At 72.4% G+C, this 18,661-nt stretch carries 14 protein-coding genes and 1 pseudogene; 10 read left to right on the top strand and 5 right to left on the bottom strand.

Annotation, left to right across the window (positions count from 1 at the left end; all coding sequences use genetic code 11):
• Nucleotides 1-5: 5 nt before the first annotated feature.
• Nucleotides 6-3,191 (top strand): annotated as a pseudogene (locus F8568_RS47565) (alpha-(1->3)-arabinofuranosyltransferase domain-containing protein); the annotation flags it as partial.
• A 1,054-nt stretch (nucleotides 3,192-4,245) separates the two neighbouring features.
• On the opposite strand, the gene F8568_RS47560 reads toward F8568_RS47565, so the two are convergent.
• Complete coding sequence (locus tag F8568_RS47560; RefSeq protein ID WP_160573447.1) at nucleotides 4,246-5,565, bottom strand: acyltransferase family protein; 1,320 nt, start codon at nucleotides 5,563-5,565, stop codon at nucleotides 4,246-4,248.
• Nucleotides 5,562-6,380, bottom strand: coding sequence for a class I SAM-dependent methyltransferase (locus F8568_RS00420; protein ID WP_151589992.1), 819 nt, complete (start codon nucleotides 6,378-6,380; stop codon nucleotides 5,562-5,564). The genes F8568_RS47560 and F8568_RS00420 overlap by 4 nt, the downstream gene beginning before the upstream one ends.
• 257 nt (nucleotides 6,381-6,637) lie before the next feature.
• Between F8568_RS00420 and F8568_RS49290 the strand changes: the two genes are divergently transcribed.
• The 3 genes from F8568_RS49290 to F8568_RS00405 all read left to right on the top strand — a co-directional run bounded on the left by F8568_RS49290 (nucleotide 6,638) and on the right by F8568_RS00405 (nucleotide 9,929).
• A complete protein-coding gene (locus F8568_RS49290; protein WP_151589990.1) occupies nucleotides 6,638-7,900 on the top strand; it encodes a DUF3068 domain-containing protein in 1,263 nt (420 codons plus the stop codon).
• Nucleotides 7,901-8,080: 180 nt separating this feature from the next.
• Nucleotides 8,081-9,190 (top strand): NAD(P)H-dependent flavin oxidoreductase, encoded by a 1,110-nt coding sequence (locus tag F8568_RS00410; RefSeq protein WP_151589988.1) that lies wholly within the window; start codon nucleotides 8,081-8,083, stop codon nucleotides 9,188-9,190.
• 106 nt (nucleotides 9,191-9,296) lie between these two features.
• Nucleotides 9,297-9,929 (top strand): flavin reductase family protein, encoded by a 633-nt coding sequence (locus F8568_RS00405; protein WP_151589986.1) that lies wholly within the window; start codon nucleotides 9,297-9,299, stop codon nucleotides 9,927-9,929.
• 63 nt (nucleotides 9,930-9,992) lie between these two features.
• On the opposite strand, the gene F8568_RS00400 is transcribed toward F8568_RS00405, so the two are convergent.
• The 3 genes from F8568_RS00400 to F8568_RS00390 all read right to left on the bottom strand — a co-directional run bounded on the left by F8568_RS00400 (nucleotide 9,993) and on the right by F8568_RS00390 (nucleotide 11,389).
• A complete protein-coding gene (locus tag F8568_RS00400; protein ID WP_202124336.1) occupies nucleotides 9,993-10,235 on the bottom strand; it encodes a type II toxin-antitoxin system RelE family toxin in 243 nt (80 codons plus the stop codon).
• Entirely contained in the window at nucleotides 10,232-10,501 is a 270-nt protein-coding gene (locus F8568_RS00395; RefSeq protein WP_151589984.1) for a hypothetical protein, read from the bottom strand. Before F8568_RS00395 ends, F8568_RS00400 begins: the two co-directional genes overlap by 4 nt.
• 75 nt (nucleotides 10,502-10,576) lie before the next feature.
• On the bottom strand, nucleotides 10,577-11,389 hold the full coding sequence (locus tag F8568_RS00390) for a crotonase/enoyl-CoA hydratase family protein (RefSeq protein ID WP_151589982.1): 813 nt from the start codon (nucleotides 11,387-11,389) through the stop codon (nucleotides 10,577-10,579).
• A 155-nt stretch (nucleotides 11,390-11,544) separates the two neighbouring features.
• On the opposite strand from F8568_RS00390, the gene F8568_RS00385 reads away from it, so the two are divergent.
• The 6 genes from F8568_RS00385 to F8568_RS00360 all read left to right on the top strand — a co-directional run bounded on the left by F8568_RS00385 (nucleotide 11,545) and on the right by F8568_RS00360 (nucleotide 18,573).
• Complete coding sequence (locus F8568_RS00385; protein WP_151589980.1) at nucleotides 11,545-13,110, top strand: acyl-CoA synthetase; 1,566 nt, start codon at nucleotides 11,545-11,547, stop codon at nucleotides 13,108-13,110.
• Complete coding sequence (locus tag F8568_RS00380) at nucleotides 13,100-14,035, top strand: Zn-ribbon domain-containing OB-fold protein (protein ID WP_151589978.1); 936 nt, start codon at nucleotides 13,100-13,102, stop codon at nucleotides 14,033-14,035. The genes F8568_RS00385 and F8568_RS00380 overlap by 11 nt, the downstream gene beginning before the upstream one ends.
• Nucleotides 14,035-15,075 carry a thiolase domain-containing protein gene (locus F8568_RS00375; protein WP_151589976.1) on the top strand — a complete coding sequence of 347 codons (1,041 nt, stop codon included), beginning with the start codon at nucleotides 14,035-14,037 and terminating at the stop codon, nucleotides 15,073-15,075. The genes F8568_RS00380 and F8568_RS00375 overlap by 1 nt, the downstream gene beginning before the upstream one ends.
• Nucleotides 15,068-16,225: a thiolase domain-containing protein gene (locus F8568_RS00370; protein ID WP_151589974.1), complete on the top strand. Its 1,158-nt coding sequence runs from the start codon at nucleotides 15,068-15,070 to the stop codon at nucleotides 16,223-16,225. Before F8568_RS00375 ends, F8568_RS00370 begins: the two co-directional genes overlap by 8 nt.
• A 62-nt stretch (nucleotides 16,226-16,287) precedes the next feature.
• Nucleotides 16,288-17,862 carry an acyl-CoA synthetase gene (locus F8568_RS00365; RefSeq protein WP_151589972.1) on the top strand — a complete coding sequence of 525 codons (1,575 nt, stop codon included), beginning with the start codon at nucleotides 16,288-16,290 and terminating at the stop codon, nucleotides 17,860-17,862.
• 240 nt (nucleotides 17,863-18,102) lie between these two features.
• Complete coding sequence (locus tag F8568_RS00360) at nucleotides 18,103-18,573, top strand: MarR family winged helix-turn-helix transcriptional regulator (RefSeq protein ID WP_202124335.1); 471 nt, start codon at nucleotides 18,103-18,105, stop codon at nucleotides 18,571-18,573.
• The last annotated feature ends 88 nt before the right edge of the window (nucleotides 18,574-18,661 follow it).

The raw sequence follows: 18,661 nt of genomic DNA, 5'->3' as shown, positions 1-18,661 counted from the left end.
CGAGCATGGCAGTCGGAGAGGCGAGCCCGCCGCGCGCCGGCACGCCGCGTCCGCCCGCCGCCGGCCCGCGCCCGCCGGACGGCCCGGACGCCGCCGGCCTGCTGCGCGAGCGGCTGCGCGTCGCGGCGTGCTGCCTGGCGCTGACGGCGCTGGCGTTCGGCACGCGGCCCGGTCTGATCCTCGCCGACACCAAGATCGACATGGCGGTGAACCCGCTGGGGTTCCTCGGCCGCGCGCTGCACCTGTGGGACGCCGAGCAGTTCGGCCAGCTGCAGAACCAGGCGGTCGGCTACCTGTTCCCGATGGGCCCGTTCTACGCGCTCGGGCACCTGGTCGGGATGCCGCCGTGGATCACCCAGCGGTTCTGGACGTCGCTGCTGCTGTGCCTGGCGTTCGCCGGGACGTGGCGGCTGGCGGGCCGGCTGGGGATCGGCGGGCCGACGAGCCGGCTGATCGCGGCGATGGCGTACGCGCTGGCACCGAACGCGCTGGCGACGCTCGGGCAGATCTCTTCGGAGTACATGCCGGTGGCGATGCTGCCGTGGATCGTGCTGCCGCTGGTGACCGCGGTGTCCGGGGAAGGCGGTCGGGTGCGGGCGGCGGCGCGGTCGGGGCTGGCGGTCGCGTGCTGCGGCGGTATCAATGCGACCGCGACGGTCGCGGTGCTGATCGTTCCGCTGGTGTATCTGGTCACGCGGCCGCGCGGGTCGTTCCGGGTCCGGCTTTTGGCGTGGTGGTCGGCGGCGTCCGGCGCGGCGATGGCGTGGTGGCTGGGTCCGCTGCTGCTGACCGGTACGTACGGGTTCTCGTGGCTGACCTACACCGAGAAGGCCGACACGACGACCGCGCCGACCGGTCTGATCAACATCTTCCGGGGCGCCGAGCGCTGGGTGAACTACCTGATCGTCGACGGGCAGATCTGGTGGCCGGTCGGGCACAGCCTGTCGACAGGGGCGCTGCCGGTCGTGTGCACGGGCGTGATCGCCGCGCTGGGGCTGGCCGGGCTGCTCGGCCGGCTGCTGCCGGAGCGGACGTTCCTGCTGCTCACGCTGCTGGCCGGGGTCGCGGTCATCACGATGGGCCATCTCAGCGAGTTGCCCGGGCCGTTCGCCGCGCAGGCCCGGGACCTGCTGGACGGTCCGCTCGCGCCGCTGCGCAACCTGCACAAGTTCGACGCGGTGGTCCGGCTGCCGCTTGCGCTCGGGCTCGCGCATCTGCTCGTCGTGGCCGTCCGCAAGCCGGCGCGCGCGCGGGTGCGGGGCCTGGCCGCCGAACGCCGGCCCGTCCTCGGCGGCGTGCTGCGCGCCGTGCTGAGCGTGCCCGCCATCGCACTGGTCGCACTCGCCGGGATCGGCGCGACCGCCGTGTCGAATGGGCTGACCGGGCCGGGTTCCTTTCCGAAGGTGCCGCAGTACTGGCGGGACGCGGCGTCGTGGATCAACGCGCGGGCCGGGCAGCAGGGCGTGCTCGCGCTGCCCGGGGCGCCGTTCGGCGAGTACCTCTGGGGCCGGCCGATGGACGACATCGTCCAGCCGCTGCTGACGGCCCGCTGGGGCGTGCGGCAGCTCGTCCCGGCCGGGTCGCCGGGGTACACGCGGGCGCTGGACGCGATCGACCTGCAGGTCCGCTCCGGGCAGGGCTCGCCGGGCCTGGCGGCGTTCCTGAGCCGGATGGGCGTGCGATACCTGCTGGTCCGCAACGATCTGAGCCGCGAGACGCTGCGCGGCGCCTGGCCCGCCCGGCTGCACCAGGCGCTCGCCGACTCGCCCGGCATCCGCCGCGCCGCCGCCTTCGGCGCGCCCGTCGGCGGCGACCTGGTCGACGACGCGGTGTCGGCCACCGACCAGCGGTATCCGGCGCTGGAGGTCTACGAGGTCTCCGGCGCCGACGACGTGGCGAATTTGTCGGAGGCGTCCGGTGCCCTGCGCGTGTACGGGGGGCCGGAGTCGCTGCTGGCGATGGCCGACGACCGGGCGCTGCCGCCTGGGCCCGTGCTGCTCGACGACGACGCCCGCGACCTGGGCGGCGAGCCCGTCGTGACCGACTCGCCCCGGCTGCTCAAGCGCAACTACGGCGAGCTGCACCAGACCTCGCCGACGCTGACGCAGGCGCACCGGGGGCAGGCCACCGACGTCCTGGACAAGGGCTGGAACCGGTACACCACCCGCGTGGTCTACGGCGGCGGGGTCCGGGACGTGACCGCGTCGTCGTCGGCGGCGGCCGACGACGCGATCCCGCACTCCCGCAAGCCCGGCGCCGAGCCGTACGCGGCGCTGGACGGCGACCCGTTCACCTCCTGGCAGACCGGCGGCTGGAACGGGCCGGTCGGGCAGTGGCTGCGGATCGACTTCGACCGGCCCCGCGACGTCGGCGACCTGTCCGCCGTGTTCGACCAGGACTCCACGCTCGGCCCGGCCGTCGCGCGGGTCGCGGTGCAGACCGAGAACGGCACCGTCGAGCAGGACGTCCAGCAGACCTCCGCCGCCCAGCCGCTGCGCGCCCCGGAAGGCACGAGCCGCTGGCTGAAGCTGCGCATCACCGGCCTGGCGACCAAGCCGGCGGTGCCCGCGTTCGCCCGCGCCGGGGTGTCGGAGTTGAGCATCGGCGGCGTTCACCCGACCCGCACGTACACGCTGCCGGCGCCGTCCGGGGTGAAGGGCCAGGCCACTTACGTGATGAGCCGGGCGCCCGGCGGCACGTCCGAATGCATGCAGGGCAGCGCCCGCTGGGTGTGCTCGCCGAGCCTGGCCAGCGGGGACGAGGAGGGCGACGGCTTCGACCGCGCCTTCACCTCGGCCGTGGCCGGGAAGGCGCCGCTCACCGGGACCGCCGCCCTCACCGACGAGCGGCTGATCGCCCAGTACACCGCCGTGACCGGCCAGCCCCTCGTCGCCGCCACCTCCGTCCAGTCCGACCACCCCGCCGACCAGGCCCGGTCGGCGTTCGACGGCGACCCGTCCACCACCTGGGTCGCCGCCGACCGGGACAAGACGCCCGCCATCTCCGTCCAGTGGAAGGGCCGTAAGCGGCTGTCGAAGCTCACCCTGAGCCGGCCGCCCGGCGCGTCCGGGCCGGTCCGGGTGCGGATCGAGGGGCAGAACGGCGAGTACCGCGAGGCCTTGTCCGATGGGCTGGGCCGGCTGTCGTTCGCGCCGATGACCACCGACCGGGTCACGATCACGTTCCTCCAGGGCGACCGGGTCGGGCCCGTCCAGCTCACCGACCTCGTCATCCCCGGCGTGAAGCCGCTGCCGGACGTGTCGGACTACCCGCTCAGGCTCGCCTGCGGGTACGGCCCGAAGATCCGGGTGGACGGGACGACCGTGCAGACCAAGGCCACCGGCACCTTCGGCGACCTGCTCGCCGGACGGCCGCTGCGGTTCGCCGCCTGCCGGCAGGCGCCGCTGAAGGCCGGGCAAAATCGGCTCACCTCAGTGCCGCTGGATGCTTACCGCATCGACACCGTCACCGTCGGCCCGCAGGCGCTCGCGAACGGCAGCGGCACGGCCGCCGGGACGGACGCGGACGCGCCGCAGCCGGTCAAAGTGCTGGACTGGGGATCGAGCTCCCGCAAGCTGGAGGTCGACGCCGCGAAGACCTCGTTCCTCACCGTGAACGAGAACTTCAACACCGGCTGGCGCGCCACCGCCGGCGGCCGGGCGCTGCGGCCCGTCCGGCTCGACGGCTGGAAGCAGGGCTGGGTCGTCCCCGCCGGGACGAAGGGCGTCGTCCGGCTCGCCTACACCCCCGACCGGTCGCAGCGGATCGCCGTGGTCGCCGGGCTCAACCTGCTGCTCGTCCTGCTGCTGGTAGCGGTCTGGCCCGCGCGGGAGCGGCGCGGACCGGGGCCGTCCGGCCGCGCCCTCGTCGCCGGGACCGGCTGGCCCGCCTGGGCCGCGATCGGCCTCGCCGCCGCGCTCGGCGGCTGGATCGCCGGGATCCCCGGCCTCGCCGTCACCGCCGCCGTCGCGGTCGTCTGCGGCTGGGCCAGGACCGGGCGCGCCTGGCCGCTGCGCGCCCTCGCGTCCTCCTGGACGGTCGTGCTCGCCATGGTCGCCGGGGCGGGCTGCCTCGCCGCCGGGAACCGGTTCGGGCTGCTCGACAACCCGTCCAAGCCGGACGGCCTGCTCGGCGACGTCGTGCCGCAGCTGCTCGGGCTGGTGATCGTCGGACGGGTCGCGGTGGAGCTGTGGCGGCCCCGGCCGCGCGGCGGACCCGGCGGCGGGTCCGGCGGCCGGATCGAGCTCAGCTGGGCCGCCCCCGGGCAGGGGCCCGCCGGGAACGGGTCCGCGCCCGCGGCGCCACCGGGTCCGGGACCGTCCGGCCGGGATCGTCGCGGACGCCGCGGCCGGCGCGGGGAGGGCGCCGGCGCAGCAGCGCCGTCACCGGCTTCTCCACCAGGTAGTAGCTCACCGTCGCCGCTGCGATGGACGCCGCCGCGAGCAGGGGGAGATCCGTCAGGACATGGCCCCGGTACATCCGGTCCGCCGCGTCGTACCAGCCCAGAAGAATGATCATCTGCCAGAGGAAGACGCCGTAGGAGATCCGGCCGAGGAAGCGCATCACCCGGTTGCCGAGCACCCCCTCGATCACCGGGTGCCCGGCGGGCGCGAACGCGATCGGCGCGACCAGCGCGGCGGCGACGAGCCCGAACACGACCAGGTGCAGGACGGACGTCCACAGCGCGTCCGGCGTCTGCAGCGTGTACGGGCCGGTCGCGGGGGTCGCGGCCACCACGTACAGCATCGCCGCCGCCGCCCAGCACGCGCCCCACGAGTCGGCGACGGCCCGGCACATCGCCGCGACCGGGCGCCGCTGGTCCAGCCGGGCCCAGACCGTCACCACGGCCATCGCCATGCCGATGGCGAACCAAACGAAGAAGTGCGGCAGCCACAGGCCCATCTGCGTATGCCGGTCCGGCACGAACATGAAGACCACGTAGACGAACGACAGCGCCCCGTACACGCCGATCGCGCGCAGCAGCCGCTTCGCCCGCACGCCCGGGTCGCGCGTCGGGACCCGCTTGGCGTACCAGGCCAGCAGCGGCGCCGTCAGCGGCAGCAGCGCGTACCAGCTGACCTCGACCACCAGGCTCCACGTCTGCCCGATCCGGGGCGGGCCGAGGCCGCCGCCCCACCACGGGTCCGGAAGGTACGTCTGGGTCAGCGTCAGCAGCGAGCCCCACGTCGGCGGGTCGTCGAGGTGCGCGCGCGCGGACGTGACCATGAAGACCACGATCAGCGCCCAGTACGCGGGCATGATCCGCAGCGCGCGCTTGAGCAGGTACCCGCCGACGCGCGGCGCCGCCCGCCCGTCCAGCACCGCCGCCGCCCACGGGCGGTACAGCAGCAGGCCGGACAGCGTGAAGAAGATCGGCACGCCGACCTGGCCGCCGTTGAACAGCCAGCCGGAGCCGCCCTGCCGGGTCATCGCCCCCGAGGCGCTCGCCACGTGGAACGCCAGGACGGCCAGCGCCGCGAGCGCCCGCACGCCGTCCAGCGCGTCCTGGTGCCCGGAGATCGGCGGCGGGGCGGGCCCGGCGGCCTGCGGCGGCGCCGGTCTCACGGGCCGGTCTTCCGCAGCACGAGCAGCAGGTTCCAGGTCGCGATCTCCCGCAGGCCCGGCACGCGGACGATCCCGGACGCCCAGCGCGGCAGGTAGCGGGGCACCGCGGCCACGACCTCGACGCCGGCGGTGCCGCGCGCCCAGGCGAGCGCCGCCGCCACCGACACCGGGTGCAGGCTCTCGCCGTACCGGTTCCTCGGCGGGCGTCCCGTGCGGCGCTCGTACCGGCGGGCCGCCCGGTCGCCGCCGAGGTAGTGCCAGGGCGACGTCTCGTGGCCGCCCCACGGGGACAGCCAGTTGGTGAACGACAGGAACACCAGCCCGCCGGGGCGCGTCACCCGGACCATCTCGCCGGCCATCCGCCACGGGTCCGGGACGTGCTCCAGGACATTGGAGGAGAAGCACACGTCAACCGAGCCCGTCCGGTACGGCAGGGCGAGGGCGCTGGCGACGAGCGTGTTCGGTGCCGGGGGACCGAGTGCGGTCAGTTCCTTGATGTCGTGGTCGATGCCGGTGCAGCGCGCCCCTGCGTCCTCAAGCCCGCGCGCGAACCGGCCGAGCCCGGTCCCCACGTCGATGACGGTGGCGCCGTCCAGGCGGGTGTACGTGCTGAGCTGCGCGACGGTGTCCTGCGCCATGAGGCCGTAGAAGTACTCCGGGTCGGTGCCCTCGCGCCGGAACGCGCTGAACAGCCGGATGCACCGGCCGAACGTGGCGCGGTGCCCCGGCACGGCGCGCCGGCCGGGCACGGCGCCCTGGCCGGGGACGGCGGGGCCGTCCTGATCGGGCGCCGAGGCAGCTGCCGGCCAGTCCATGGGCATCCTCACGGATCACGGGGAGTACAGGCGGAGCTTACCGGCCGGTACGCGGTCGCCGGGAGGCTTGCCGGCGGGCCCGGCCGGGATGCGCCGACCACGCCCCCGCGCCCTGGCCGATATGGGAGGATTCTTCGGATTCGCAATGACGGTCGGTGCTATTGGACGGCGGGTTCGGTACGTCCGGTAGCCTGGCCGGGCACGCCGGATTCCGGCCTCACGGCCCGGGGAGACGGACCGCAGTCCCGGAGGTGTTCATGCGGCGACCGGTGGTCGGCCTGATCCTGATCGGCCTGGGCGCCTTCTTTCTCGCGCTCGCGCCCATGGTCCGGTTCTACGTGGCCGACCAGGTGGTGCAGGCCCCGCTGAACCGCTACCAGGTCACCCGGCTGGAGTCGCCGAACAGCACCTACTTCGACCAGTCCGACCTGAAGCTGAAGAACGGCGTCACGCTGCGCGCCAACAACACCATCCGCGGCGACGTGCGGGCCAACGGCGGCAACAACAAGATCGCCGTCTGGGACTCCACCACCGACATCTACGACCAGGCCAAGCCCGACACCCCGGTGCAGATCCAGAAGTTCCGGATCGCGTTCGACCGCCGGACGGGCGTCCTCGTCAACTGCTGCGGCGCCAACGTCGAGGGCGACAGCACCGTCCGCATGTCCGGGTACGGGCTGCTGTTCCCGATCGGGGACGTGCAGAAGCGCGACTACCCGTTCTTCGACATGACCACCAAGCAGCAGGCGCCGATGCGGTTCGGCGCCGTCGAGCGGGTGCACGGCCTCGCGACCTACCGGTTCACCCAGCAGATCCCGCTGACCAAGACCGCCTCGCTCGACACCAAGATGCCGGCGAGCATGCTCGGGCTGCCCGCGGACAAAGGCGACCAGAAGGTCGACCGCTACACCGAGGCCTACAACACGATGTGGGTCGACCCGCGCACCGGCATCCCGGTCAAGCAGCGCGAGAACATCCGCAGCTGGGTACAGACGCCGGACGGCAAGGGCAAGATGCTCGTCGCGCAGGCCGACCTGATCACCCTGGACAAGGACCAGCGGGGCCTGGTCTCGATGTCGGACAAGACGGCCCTGCAGATCGACCTGGTGCGCAGCTACGTCCCGGCCGCCGCGGTGTTCCTCGGCCTGGTGATGCTGCTGGCCGGCGGCCTGCTCGGGCTGATGCGCGACCGGACGCCGCCGCCGGTCGAGGCGCCGCGCCGGCCCGACGGCAAGTTCGGCGACGCGGTCCCGGCCGCGCCCCCGGCCGGACCCGGCGCCCCGGGGGCCTCCGCGACGTCCGGCGCACCGGCTCCGGGCGCCCCGGCCCCGGGCGCGCCCGGAGCGCCCGCGCCGGGTTCCGCCGCCGCCCCGCCCGGCTCCTTCGCGGCCCGCGCCGCCGCCCGTCCCGCGGGCGCCGCGGACTCTCCCGTCGTGCCGCCGTCCGAGGGCGCCAAGCCGCAGCCGCGGCGCGCGCCGTCCGACGGCCGCCAGCGCCGGCTGCCGTCGCGCCGCCGCTGAACGACCTGCTGCAGGGCCCCGCCGCCGCTTCCGGCCGCGGGGCCTTCGCATGCCTCCACCCTCGCTGATACGTGTTCTAGAGCACCTTGCCCATGCTGACCGGCCTGTCTGCGGGGATTGGAAATTCTAGTCAACTAGAACCTGTTGCAGTTTTGTGCGGACGCGCCTAGGGTCGAAGCTGTGCGGACACGAGTCACCGAACTATTCGGCATCGAGTACCCGATCTTTGCGTTCAGTCACTGCCGCGACGTCGTCGCGGCGGTGAGCCGCGCCGGCGGCATGGGCGTCCTCGGCGCCCTGTACTTCACCCCCGAGGAGCTCGAGCTCGAGCTCAAGTGGATCGACGAGCACGTCGGCGGCAAGCCGTACGGCGTGGACGTGGTGATGCCCGCCAAGTACGAGGGCGCCGACCTCGGCGACGCCGAGGAACTGGTCGGCAAGCTCCAGGGCATGATCCCGGCCGAGCACCGCAGGTTCCTGGAGGAGCTGCTCGCCGAGCACGGCGTCGAGCCGTCCACCGAGAGCGCGAGCCGGGTGCTGCTCGGCTGGACCGACCAGACGGCCCGGCCGCAGGTCGAGATCGCGCTCAAGCACCCGATCGCGCTGCTGGCGAGCGCCCTCGGCCCGCCCCCGGCGGACGTCGCGGAGCTGGCCCACCAGCACGGCGTCAAGGTCGGCGGGCTGGCCTCCAACGCGCGGCACGCCCGCAAGCAGGTCGAGGCGGGCGTGGACATCATCATCGCGCAGGGCACCGAGGCCGGCGGCCACACCGGCGACGTGTCCACGATGGTGCTGATCCCCGAGGTCGTGGACGCGGTCGGCGAGGACACCATCGTCCTCGCGGCGGGCGGCATCGGCCGCGGCCGGCAGATGGCCGCCGGCCTCGCGCTCGGCGCCGACGGCGTCTGGACCGGATCCATCTGGCTGACCGTGGACGAGGCCGACACCCCCGAGCGCGCGCTGCCGAAGCTGCTCGCGGCCACCTCCCGCGACACCGTCCGGTCCCGCGCCTGGACCGGCAAGCCCGCCCGGTTCCTCAAGACCGCGTGGACCGAGGCGTGGGAGAGCGAGAAGTCGCCCGGCTACCTGCCGATGCCGATGCAGTTCATGCTGATCGCCGACGCGCTGCCGCGCATCGCCCGGTCCGGCGACGGCGAGCTGGTCACCTTCCCGGTCGGCCAGATCGTCGGCTCCATGAACCAGGTGAAGCCGGCCGCCCAGGTCGTCTACGACCTGATCGAAGAGTACGTCGAGGCGATCGAGCGGCTCAACACGATCACCGAGGGCTGACCCCCGCCGGGGCGGGGACGGCGGCCGGGGCGCACGGCGCTCCGGCCGCCGCCGCGCGCGCATCCTTCGGCCGGCGTCGAAATGATCGCGGCCTACGCTGCGGCTCATGGAAGCCGCAGCCGCCGAGCAGACCGCCCACATCACGATCGAGCCCAGCATCCTCTACTTCGGCACGCCCGTCGTCCTGCTGTCGACGGAGAACGAGGACGGGACGGCCAACCTCGCGCCGATGTCGTCGGCCTGGGCGCTCGGCCGGACGGTCGTGCTCGGGCTCGGCGCCGAGGGGCAGACCGCGCGCAACCTCGAGCAGCGCCCCGAACTGGTGATCAACGTGCCGGGCCCGGAGCAGTGGCGGGCCGTGGAGCGGCTGGCGCCGCTGACCGGACGCGACCCGGTGCCCGCGGCCAAGGCGGGCTTCTTCCGGTTCGAGCGCGACAAGTTCGCCGCCGCCGGACTGCGGCCCGCGCCGTCCGAGACCGTGGGGCCGCCGCGCGTCGCCGAATGCCCGCTGCAACTGGAGGCCCGCGCCGCACGGGTGCGTCCCGGGACGTCCGGCGGCTTCGTCATCGTCGAAGCCGACGTCCTGCGGGTGCACGCCGACCCGTGCATCGTCGTCCCCGGCACCCAGCACGTGGACCCGGCCGAGTGGAGCCCGCTCATCTACAACTTCCGCCACTACTTCGGCCTCGGCCCCGAACTGGGCCACACCTTCCGCACCGAAACCCCCCGCCCCAACTGACCCGCCCGCCCCCGCGCCGTGTAGCCGAGTGCCCGGACCGGTCATTGATGTATGCGCGAGCGGCTATTCGCTCTGCTCAGCGATCCGGTCGATGTGGTCGATCGTGACCAATTGGTCCTGAATCAGGTACATGATGCGATAGGGCCCGACCCGGAGGCGGTGGTACTCGCCCCGGATGAAGGCTTCCGGAGGGCGGGGCTCGTCCGCCAGCAGGTTGATGGCGGCCACCAGTCGGCGCATGCCGTCCTGATCGCGCATGAACCGTGCTGCGGTCTTCTTGGCCGTAGGCGACCATTCGATCTTCACTCGGCTTCCCCGAGGAGGAAGCGCGTGACCTCTTCATGGGACATCGCGCCCGGTCGACCCGCCGCCTCCCATTCGCGGAACTGCGCGTACATCGCTTCGGCGTCGGCCTCCTCGAGGGCATCGGCCGACGCGAGACGTTCGAGTGCCTTCATCCGCCTGAGGTCGTGCAGGGGGACCACCGCTGCGGCTTCACCGCCCAGGTGGATGACTTCGTACGGCTCGGCCGCCGCTTCTGCTGGAAGGTGCTCGATCGGTTCTGCGCTCATGTGTCCGGAGCCTACAGCGCCGGAGCGACGGGGCACCGGCGCTGTGCGGACGGCGTCCCTTTCGCGAGGGAAGTTCTATTTGCCGTGGTAGACGGGGTCGCGCTTCTCCTTGAAGGCCTTTGAACCCTCCTTGGCGTCCTCGGTGGCGAAGACGGGCCAGCCGATCTCGTCGGAGACCTTGAGGGCCTCCTCCTCGGGGAGGTGCTCGGTCTCGCGGACGGCGCGCAGGATCGCCTGGACGGACAGCGGCGCGCAGGCGGCGATCTGGTCGGCCATCTCGCGGGCGGCGGCGAGCGCGGTGCCGTCCGGGACGATCTTGTTGATCAGACCCATGGCGAGGGCCTCCCGCGGGGTGACCTCGCGGGCGGTGAGCAGGATGTCGAGGGCGGCGGCGTAGCCGATCTGGCGGGGGAGGCGGACGGCGGAGCCGCCCATCGGGAACAGGCCGCGCCTGGCCTCGAAGAGGCCGAGGGTGGCGCCCTCGGCGACGACCCGCAGGTCGGTGCCGGTGAGGAGTTCGGTGCCGCCGGCGACGGCGTGGCCCTCGATGGCGCAGATGAGCGGCTTGGTGGGGCGGCCGTCGCGGAGCAGGCCCTTCCAGTGGTAGTCGGTGATCCGCGCGGCGCGCTCGGCGACCCGGGGGTCGGACGGCGGCTGCGACATGGCCTTGAGGTCGGCGCCGGCGCAGAAGGTGCCGCCGGCTCCGGTGAGGATGCCGACGCGGACCTCGGGGGTGTCGGACATGTAGGCCCAGGCGTCGGCGAGGCCGACCAGCATCGCGGTGCTGAGCGCATTGCGCGCCTCGGGGCGGTTCATCGTGACGATGACGACGCCGCCGTCCCGCTCGACGGTGCAGTGCTCGGTGCTGATCGGCAGCAGCTCGGCCATGGAGGTCCTCCTGCGATGGGCAAAACAAGAACAGATTCTAGTTAAGGCGATGCGCTACCGGTAGGGGTTGCTCCGCAAAACGAGAACGTGATCTACTTTGGTCGCCGGGCGCCGCCGGCAGGCGGTGCTCACCGTGATCACGCAAGGGAGATCCGATGGGGTCGTTGGGGTTTTGGCGGTTGGCGCAGGCCGATCCCGAGTGGGTCGCCGCCGTCGATCCGGACGGCACGCAGTACCGCGCGGGTGATCTGCTGGCCCGTTCGAACCGGCTGGTGCACGGGCTCCGCGAGCTCGGGCTCAAGGACGGTGACGGGATCTGCGGGCTGGTCCCGAACGGTGTCGAGGGGCTGGTGCTGTATCTGGCGGCGCTGCAGGCGGGCTGGTACTACACGCCGATCAACTGGCATCTGACCGGCCCGGAGATCGGCTACATCGTCGCCGACAGCGAGGCCAAGGCGTTCTTCGTGCACGAGCGGTACGCCACCGAGGGCGTCCGCGCCGCCGACGAAGCCGCCCTGGAGGCGGACCGCCGGTTCGGGTTCGGGAACGTCGCGGGTTTCCGGCCCTACGCCGAGCTGGTGGACGGGCGGCCGGACACGCTGCCGGAGGGCCGCAGCGCCGGCGCGACGATGCACTACACGTCCGGCACGACGGGACGGCCGAAGGGCGTCAAGCGTGCTTTGACCGGGATCGATCCCGATGACAGCGCTGAGCTGATGACGTTTCTGCTGACGTTGTTCGGGATGGCGCCGGGACGGCCGGCCGGCGGGGAGCATCAGGCGCACCTGATCACGTCGCCGAACTACCACACCGCGGTCACCCAGTTCGGCGGGACGGCGCTGCAGATGGGCCACACCCTGGTCTACATGGACAAGTGGGAGGCCGAACAGACGCTGAAGCTGGTCCAGGAGCATCGGGTCAGCAACACCCACATGGTCCCGACGCACTTCAAGCGGCTGCTGGCGTTGCCAGAGGAGGTGCGCGCCAAGTACGACGTGTCGTCGATGAGGTGGGCGATCCACGCGGCGGCGCCGTGCCCGGTGCCGATCAAGCAGCAGATGCTGGACTGGTGGGGGGATTGCATCTGGGAGTACTACGCCGCCACCGAGGGCGGCGGGACGATCGCCAGCCCGGCCGATTGGCGCGCCCATCCCGGGACGGTCGGGAACGCGTGGCCGATCAGTGAGCTGCTGATCGTCGACGACGACGGCAACGAGGTCCCGGCCGGGACCCACGGCACGATCTACATGAAGATGGCCGGGGTCGAGTTCGAGTACAAGGGCGACAAGGACAAGACGCGCAAGAACCGGCTGCGCGGGTTCTTCACGGTCGGCGACATCGGGTATCTGACCGAGGACGGGTTCTTGTTCCTGTCGGACCGGAAGGCCGACATGATCATCTCGGGTGGGGCGAACATCTACCCGGCCGAGATCGAGAACGAGATAACCCTGCACCCCAAGGTCGCCGACGTCGCGGTGTTCGGCATCCCCGACGAGGAGTGGGGCGAGCAGATCAAGGCCGTCGTCGAGCCCGCCGAGGGCGCCGAACCCGGCCCTGACCTCGCCGCCGAGATCCTCAAATCCCTGGAGGGCCGGCTGGCGAAGATGAAGTGGCCCAAGAGCATCGACTTCATCGACACCATGCCGCGCGAACCCAACGGCAAGCTGCTCAAACGCAAGCTGCGGGACCCGTACTGGAAGGACCGCGACAGTGCCATCTGAAACCACGGTCAACCACGTCGTCGAGTTCCCCGGCGGCTACACCCGCTCGGTCGGCCCGGTGATCGGGCGCTTCCTGAGCGAACTGCGCGACGGCCGGCTGGTCGGCGTCCGCACGGCGGCCGGCCGGGTGCTCGTCCCGCCGGCGGAGTACGACCCGGAGACCGGCGAGGACGTCACCGGCGAGTTCGTCGAGGTCGGCCCGGCCGGCACGGTCACGACCTGGTCGTGGGTGCCGAACCCGGCCGCGGAGCATCCGTTCGACCGGCCGTTCGCGTGGGCGCTGATCCGCCCGGACGGCGCCGATACCGCGCTGCTGCACGCGCTGGACCTCGGCGTGTTCGAGGCGGGCGCGAAGCCGCCGAAGGTGCTGAAGACCGGGATGCGGGTGCGGCCGAAGTACCGCGCGGAGCGGACCGGGACGATCGGCGACATCGAGTGCTTCCTGCCCGAGGTCACCATGATCAATTCGCCGGGGAGCCTGGGGTACCGGCTGAAGGGCGGCAGGGCGCTCGACCGGTTCCTGGAGGGCATCGCGGAGGGCCGCATCATCGGGCAGCGCTGCCCGGTGTGCGAGAAGGTCATCGTCCCGATGAAGGGGTTCTGCACGCGCGACGGCGTGCCGACGACCGAGGAGGTGGAACTGCCCGACACCGGCACCGTCACCACCTTCGCGGTCAACAACATTCCCGACCCGCGCGCCCCCGAGGTGCCGTTCGTGTCCGGCTACGTCCTGCTGGACGGTGCGGGCCTGACGATGCTGACGCTCATCGCGGGCGTCCCGGCCGACCAGGTCCGGATGGGCATGCGGGTGAAGGCGGCGTGGCGGCCCCGCGAGGAGTGGGACCGGTCGATGGCCAACATCAGGTGGTTCGAGCCGATCGACGAGCCCGACGTCCCCTTCGAAGAGATCAAGGACTTCATGTGATGCGTGATGTCGCAGTCGTCGCGTTCGCACAGAGCCACCACAGCGGCGAGGACCAGGGGATCGCGGAGACCGAGATGGTCCTGCCGGTGATCACCGAGATCAAGGAGCGGACGGGCCTGTCGCGCTTCGGGTTCACCTGCTCCGGCTCGTGCGACTACCTGCAGGGCGCGCCGTTCGCGTTCGTGTCCGCGCTCGACACGCTGGGCGCGTGGCCGCCGATCTCCGAGAGCCACGTCGAGATGGACGGGGCGTGGGCGCTGTACGAGGCGTGGGTGAAGCTCCAGACCGGCCAGACCGACACCGCGCTGGTGTACGGGTTCGGCAAGTCGTCCCAGGGCGACCTCCGGGCGATCATGGGCAAGCAGCTCGACCCGTACACGCTGGCCCCGCTGGGCGTCGACCAGGTGTCGATGGCCGCCATGCAGGCCCGCGCGTACCTGGAGAAGGCGGGCGCGAAGGAGGACGACCTGCGCGCCGTCGCGGCGCGGTCCCGGGCGTCCGGCCGCGAGAACCCGTTCGCGCTGCACCTGCCGGACCCCGAAGGGGACGACTACGACGTGGCGCCGCTGCACCCCTACGACGTCGCGCCCGTCACCGACGGCGCGGCGGCGATCGTCCTCGCGGCGGGCGACAAGGCGCGGGAGCTGTGCGAGCGGCCCGCGTGGATCACCGGGATCGACCACCGCACCGAGCCGCACGCGCTCGGCGTCCGGGACCTGACCCGGTCCGAGGCCGCCCGCATCGCGGGGGAGAAGGCCGGCGCGGCCGGGGTCGAGGTCGCGGAGCTGCACGCGCAGTTCAGCCACGAGGAGCTGATCCTGCGGGAGGCGCTCGGCCTGGGCGACGGCGTGACGGTCAACCCGTCCGGCGGGGCGCTGTCGGCGAACCCGGTGATGGCGGCGGGCCTCATCCGCATCGGCGAGGCCGCCGCCCGCGTCCACGACGGGACGGCGTCCCGGACGCTCGGGCACGCCGCGTCCGGCCCGTGCCTGCAGCAGAACCTCGTCTGCGTGATGTCGGGAGAGAAGAAGAATGGCTAACCCCTGTGCGGTCATCGGCATCGGGCAGACCCAGTACAAGACCAAGCGGCTGGACGTGTCGATGGCGGGCCTGCTGCGCGAGGCGGCCCGCCGGGCCCTCGACGACGCCGGGCTGACCTGGAAGGACATCGACGCCGTCGTGGTCGGCAAGGCGCCCGACCTGTTCGAGGGCGTCGTGATGCCGGAGCTGTTCCTGGCGGACGCGCTCGGCGCGACCGGCAAGCCGCTGATGCGGGTGCACACGGCCGGCTCGGTGGGCGGGTCCACGGCGATCGTCGCGGCGAACCTGATCCAGTCCGGCGTGCACGAGCGGGTCCTCACGATCGCGTGGGAGAAGCAGTCGGAGTCGAACGCGACGTGGGCGCTGACGGTGAACGGACCGTTCACGACGTCCCTCGTCGTCGGGGCGGGCGGGTACTTCGCGCCGCACATCCGCGCCTACATGGCGCGGTCCGGCGCGCCCGACCACATCGGCACGCTCGTCGCGGTGAAGGACCGGCAGAACGCGCTGCGCAACCCGTACGCGCACCTGAAGATCCCCGGCATCTCCCGCGAGATGGTCGAGTCGACGCCGATGCTGTGGGAGCCGATCCGCTACCTGGAGACCTGCCCGTCGTCCGACGGCGCCTGCGCGATGGTGCTGGCCTCGGAGGACGCGGCGAAGAAGGCGCCCGGCAAGCCCGCCTGGGTGCACGGCACGTCGATGCGGTCGGAGCCGATGCAGTTCGCGGGCCGCGACAGCGTCAGCCCGCAGGGCGGCAAGGACGCGGCGGCGGACGTGTACCGGCAGGCCGGCATCACCGACCCGCGCCGCGAGCTGGACTGCGCCGAGGTGTACGTCCCGTTCTCCTGGTACGAGCCGATGTGGCTGGAGAACCTCGGGTTCTGCGGCGACAACGAGGGCTGGAAGCTCACCGAGGCCGGCGCGACCGCGTTCGACGGGGACATCCCGTGGAACGCCTCCGGCGGCGTGCTGTCGTCCAACCCGATCGGCGCGTCCGGGATGATCCGGTTCGCCGAGGCGGCGCTGCAGGTCAGAGGGCAGGCCGGCGAGCACCAGGTGGACGGGGCGCGGCGCGCCCTCGGGCACGCCTACGGCGGCGGCGCCCAGTTCTTCGCGATGTGGATCGTCGGCGACGAGAAGCCGTAGGCTCCGCGTCCCCTTCCTGTCCGTGTTCCGTTAGGCGCGACCAGACCTCCGGAGGACGTCCGATGGAGTACAACCACGCTGACCTGTTCGAAGGAGTCGCGGACGCGATCGGGGACCGCGTAGCGGTGGTCTGCGGCGACCGGCGGCTCACCTACGCCGAGCTGGACGAGCACGCCAACCGGCTCGCGCACCATCTGGAGTCGGCGGGCGTGCGGCCCGGGCAGCACGTCGCGATGCAGCTGTACAACGGCGTCGAGTACGCGGCGGCGCTGCTCGCGGCGCTGAAGATCCGGGCCGTGCCGATCAACGTCAACTACCGGTACGTGGAGAACGAGCTCCTCTACATCTACAAGGACTCCGACAGCGTCGCGCTGCTGTACGACGTGGAGTTCGAGGACCGGGTCGCCGCGACGGTGCCGGAGGCGCCGAAGCTGGCGCACCTGGTCGCCGTGGGGGGCGCGCCGTCGATCGACGGCGCCGTCCGCTACGAGGAGGCGCTGGCGGCGCAGCCGGGGACGCGCGGCTTCCCGGCCCGCTCCGCCGACGACACCTACATCATCTACACGGGCGGGACGACCGGGATGCCGAAGGGCGTCATGTGGTCGACCGAGCAGATGCTGCTGGCGTTCTGGAACCCGACGTTCCCGCGCCCGAACAAGCCGGAGGACGTCGTCGACCTGGCCCGCAACGGCGGGCCGATGATCATGATGCCGATCGCGCCGCTGATGCACGGCGCGGCGCAGATGGCCACGTGGATCGCCTGGTTCATGGGCGCCACGCTGGTCTACGCGCGCAAGTTCGACGCGGCGGACATCTGGCGGACGATCGAGCGGGAGAAGGTCAACTCGCTGACGATCACCGGCGACGCGATGGCGATCCCGATGGCCGAGGAGCTGGCGCGCGGCGGGTACGACACCTCGTCGCTGCTGGCGTTCGTGTCGACGGGCGCGATCCTGACCGGGACCGTCCGCGACCGGATCCAGCGGCTGCTGCCGAACGCCATGATCCTGGACCGGTTCGGGTCGACGGAGTCGGGCTCGACGGCGGAGGCGACGGCGGGCTCGACGCCGGAGAAGGGCCTGAAGTTCGCGCCGGACGTGGAGAACGTGACGGTCCTGGACGACGCGCTCCAGCCGGTGAAGCCGGGGTCCGGGGTGATCGGGCAGGTGGCGCGGACGGGCTACATCGCGCACGGCTACTACAACGACCCGCAGAAGACGGCGGGCACGTTCCCGGTCGTCGACGGGAAGCGGTGGCTGCTCACCGGCGACATCGCCACGGTGGAGGAGGACGGGACGATCGCCGTCTACGGGCGGGGGTCGCAGGCGATCAACACCGGCGGCGAGAAGGTGTTCCCGGAGGAGGTCGAGGCCGTCCTCAAGGGCCATCCGGGCGTGTACGACGCGGTGGTGACGAGCGTTCCGGACGAGCGGTGGGGCAACCGGGTCGCGGCGGTGATCCAGCCGGCGGGCGAGCGGCCGGCCCCCGAGGAGTTGGACGCGCACTGCCGCAAGGAGCTGTCGGGGTACAAGGTGCCGCGCGTGTACGCGTTCGTCGCGGAGATGAAGCGGTCGCCGGCCGGGAAGGCGGACTACCGGTGGGCGAAGGAGGTCGCCGGGGAGGCGCATGCCGGGTGAGGTGCCTGAGGGCCGGATAGGGGGCGGCCCCGAACCTTCGTGGGATCCGGGGCCAGGAGCGGACCGCCTGTTTAGTGGTCCTAATAAAAACCAGCTTAGTGGCGCTCCGTTCCCCTCCGGTTCCTCAGCGGTGTCTCCTGCGACACAGCCGGAGGCCGCGACCCCCGGCTGGTCCGCGCCGCGCGCGGACCATTAGACTGAGCCTCTCTATATCAGAGAAAAGAAGACGAGAGGTGGGGCGTGGCGAACCCGGACCGCGAGCGGATGACGGCGGAGCTGCAGGCGGCGATGCAGCGCTCCACGATGTTCACCGTGCTGCTGCACCACGCGACCGCGAGCAAGGCGGGGATGAACGTCACCGACGCGCAGTGCGTCAACGCCCTCACCCTGGACGGCCCGCAGACCCCCGGCCGGCTCGCCGAGCTGATGGGCATCACCACCGGCGGCGCCATCACCGCCGTGATCGACCGGCTGGAGAAGGCCGGCTACGTCAAGCGCACCCGCGACCCCGACGACCGCCGCCGCGTGATCGTCGAGCTCGTCCCGGAGAACGTCGCCCGGTTCGGCGAGTACTTCGAGCCCATCGCCCGCGTGTTCCGCGAGCGCCTCGCGGGCTACACCGACGAGCAGATCGCCGTCCTGCTCGACTGGATCAGCGCGAACAACGCCGCCATGCCCGGCGTGATCGAGCAGGTCCGCGACCTCCCCTGACGTTGACTTGTGGCGGGGGGGGGGGGGGTGGGGGGGGGGTAACAACACCCACCCACCACAAAAACGGGGGGGGGGGGGGGGGGGGGGG

It is taken from the genome of Actinomadura physcomitrii, assembly GCF_008923205.2.
In the GTDB taxonomy this organism is placed as follows: domain Bacteria; phylum Actinomycetota; class Actinomycetes; order Streptosporangiales; family Streptosporangiaceae; genus Spirillospora; species Spirillospora physcomitrii.
The sequence above is the reverse complement of the archived record's forward strand: the minus strand, read 5'-3'. Positions and strand labels throughout refer to the sequence as shown.

What these genes read in the sequence shown, in the direction of transcription:
- F8568_RS00375 (WP_151589976.1), top strand. Translation starts at nt 14,035, where the DNA reads ATGCGTGATGTCGCAGTCGTCGCGTTCGCACAGAGCCACCACAGCGGC.
- F8568_RS00370 (WP_151589974.1), top strand. Translation starts at nt 15,068, where the DNA reads ATGGCTAACCCCTGTGCGGTCATCGGCATCGGGCAGACCCAGTACAAG.
- F8568_RS00385 (WP_151589980.1), top strand. Translation starts at nt 11,545, where the DNA reads ATGGGGTCGTTGGGGTTTTGGCGGTTGGCGCAGGCCGATCCCGAGTGG.
- F8568_RS00405 (WP_151589986.1), top strand. Translation starts at nt 9,297, where the DNA reads ATGGAAGCCGCAGCCGCCGAGCAGACCGCCCACATCACGATCGAGCCC.
- F8568_RS00390 (WP_151589982.1), bottom strand. Translation starts at nt 11,389, where the DNA reads ATGGCCGAGCTGCTGCCGATCAGCACCGAGCACTGCACCGTCGAGCGG.
- F8568_RS00365 (WP_151589972.1), top strand. Translation starts at nt 16,288, where the DNA reads ATGGAGTACAACCACGCTGACCTGTTCGAAGGAGTCGCGGACGCGATC.
- F8568_RS49290 (WP_151589990.1), top strand. Translation starts at nt 6,638, where the DNA reads ATGCGGCGACCGGTGGTCGGCCTGATCCTGATCGGCCTGGGCGCCTTC.
- F8568_RS00420 (WP_151589992.1), bottom strand. Translation starts at nt 6,380, where the DNA reads ATGGACTGGCCGGCAGCTGCCTCGGCGCCCGATCAGGACGGCCCCGCC.
- F8568_RS00395 (WP_151589984.1), bottom strand. Translation starts at nt 10,501, where the DNA reads ATGAGCGCAGAACCGATCGAGCACCTTCCAGCAGAAGCGGCGGCCGAG.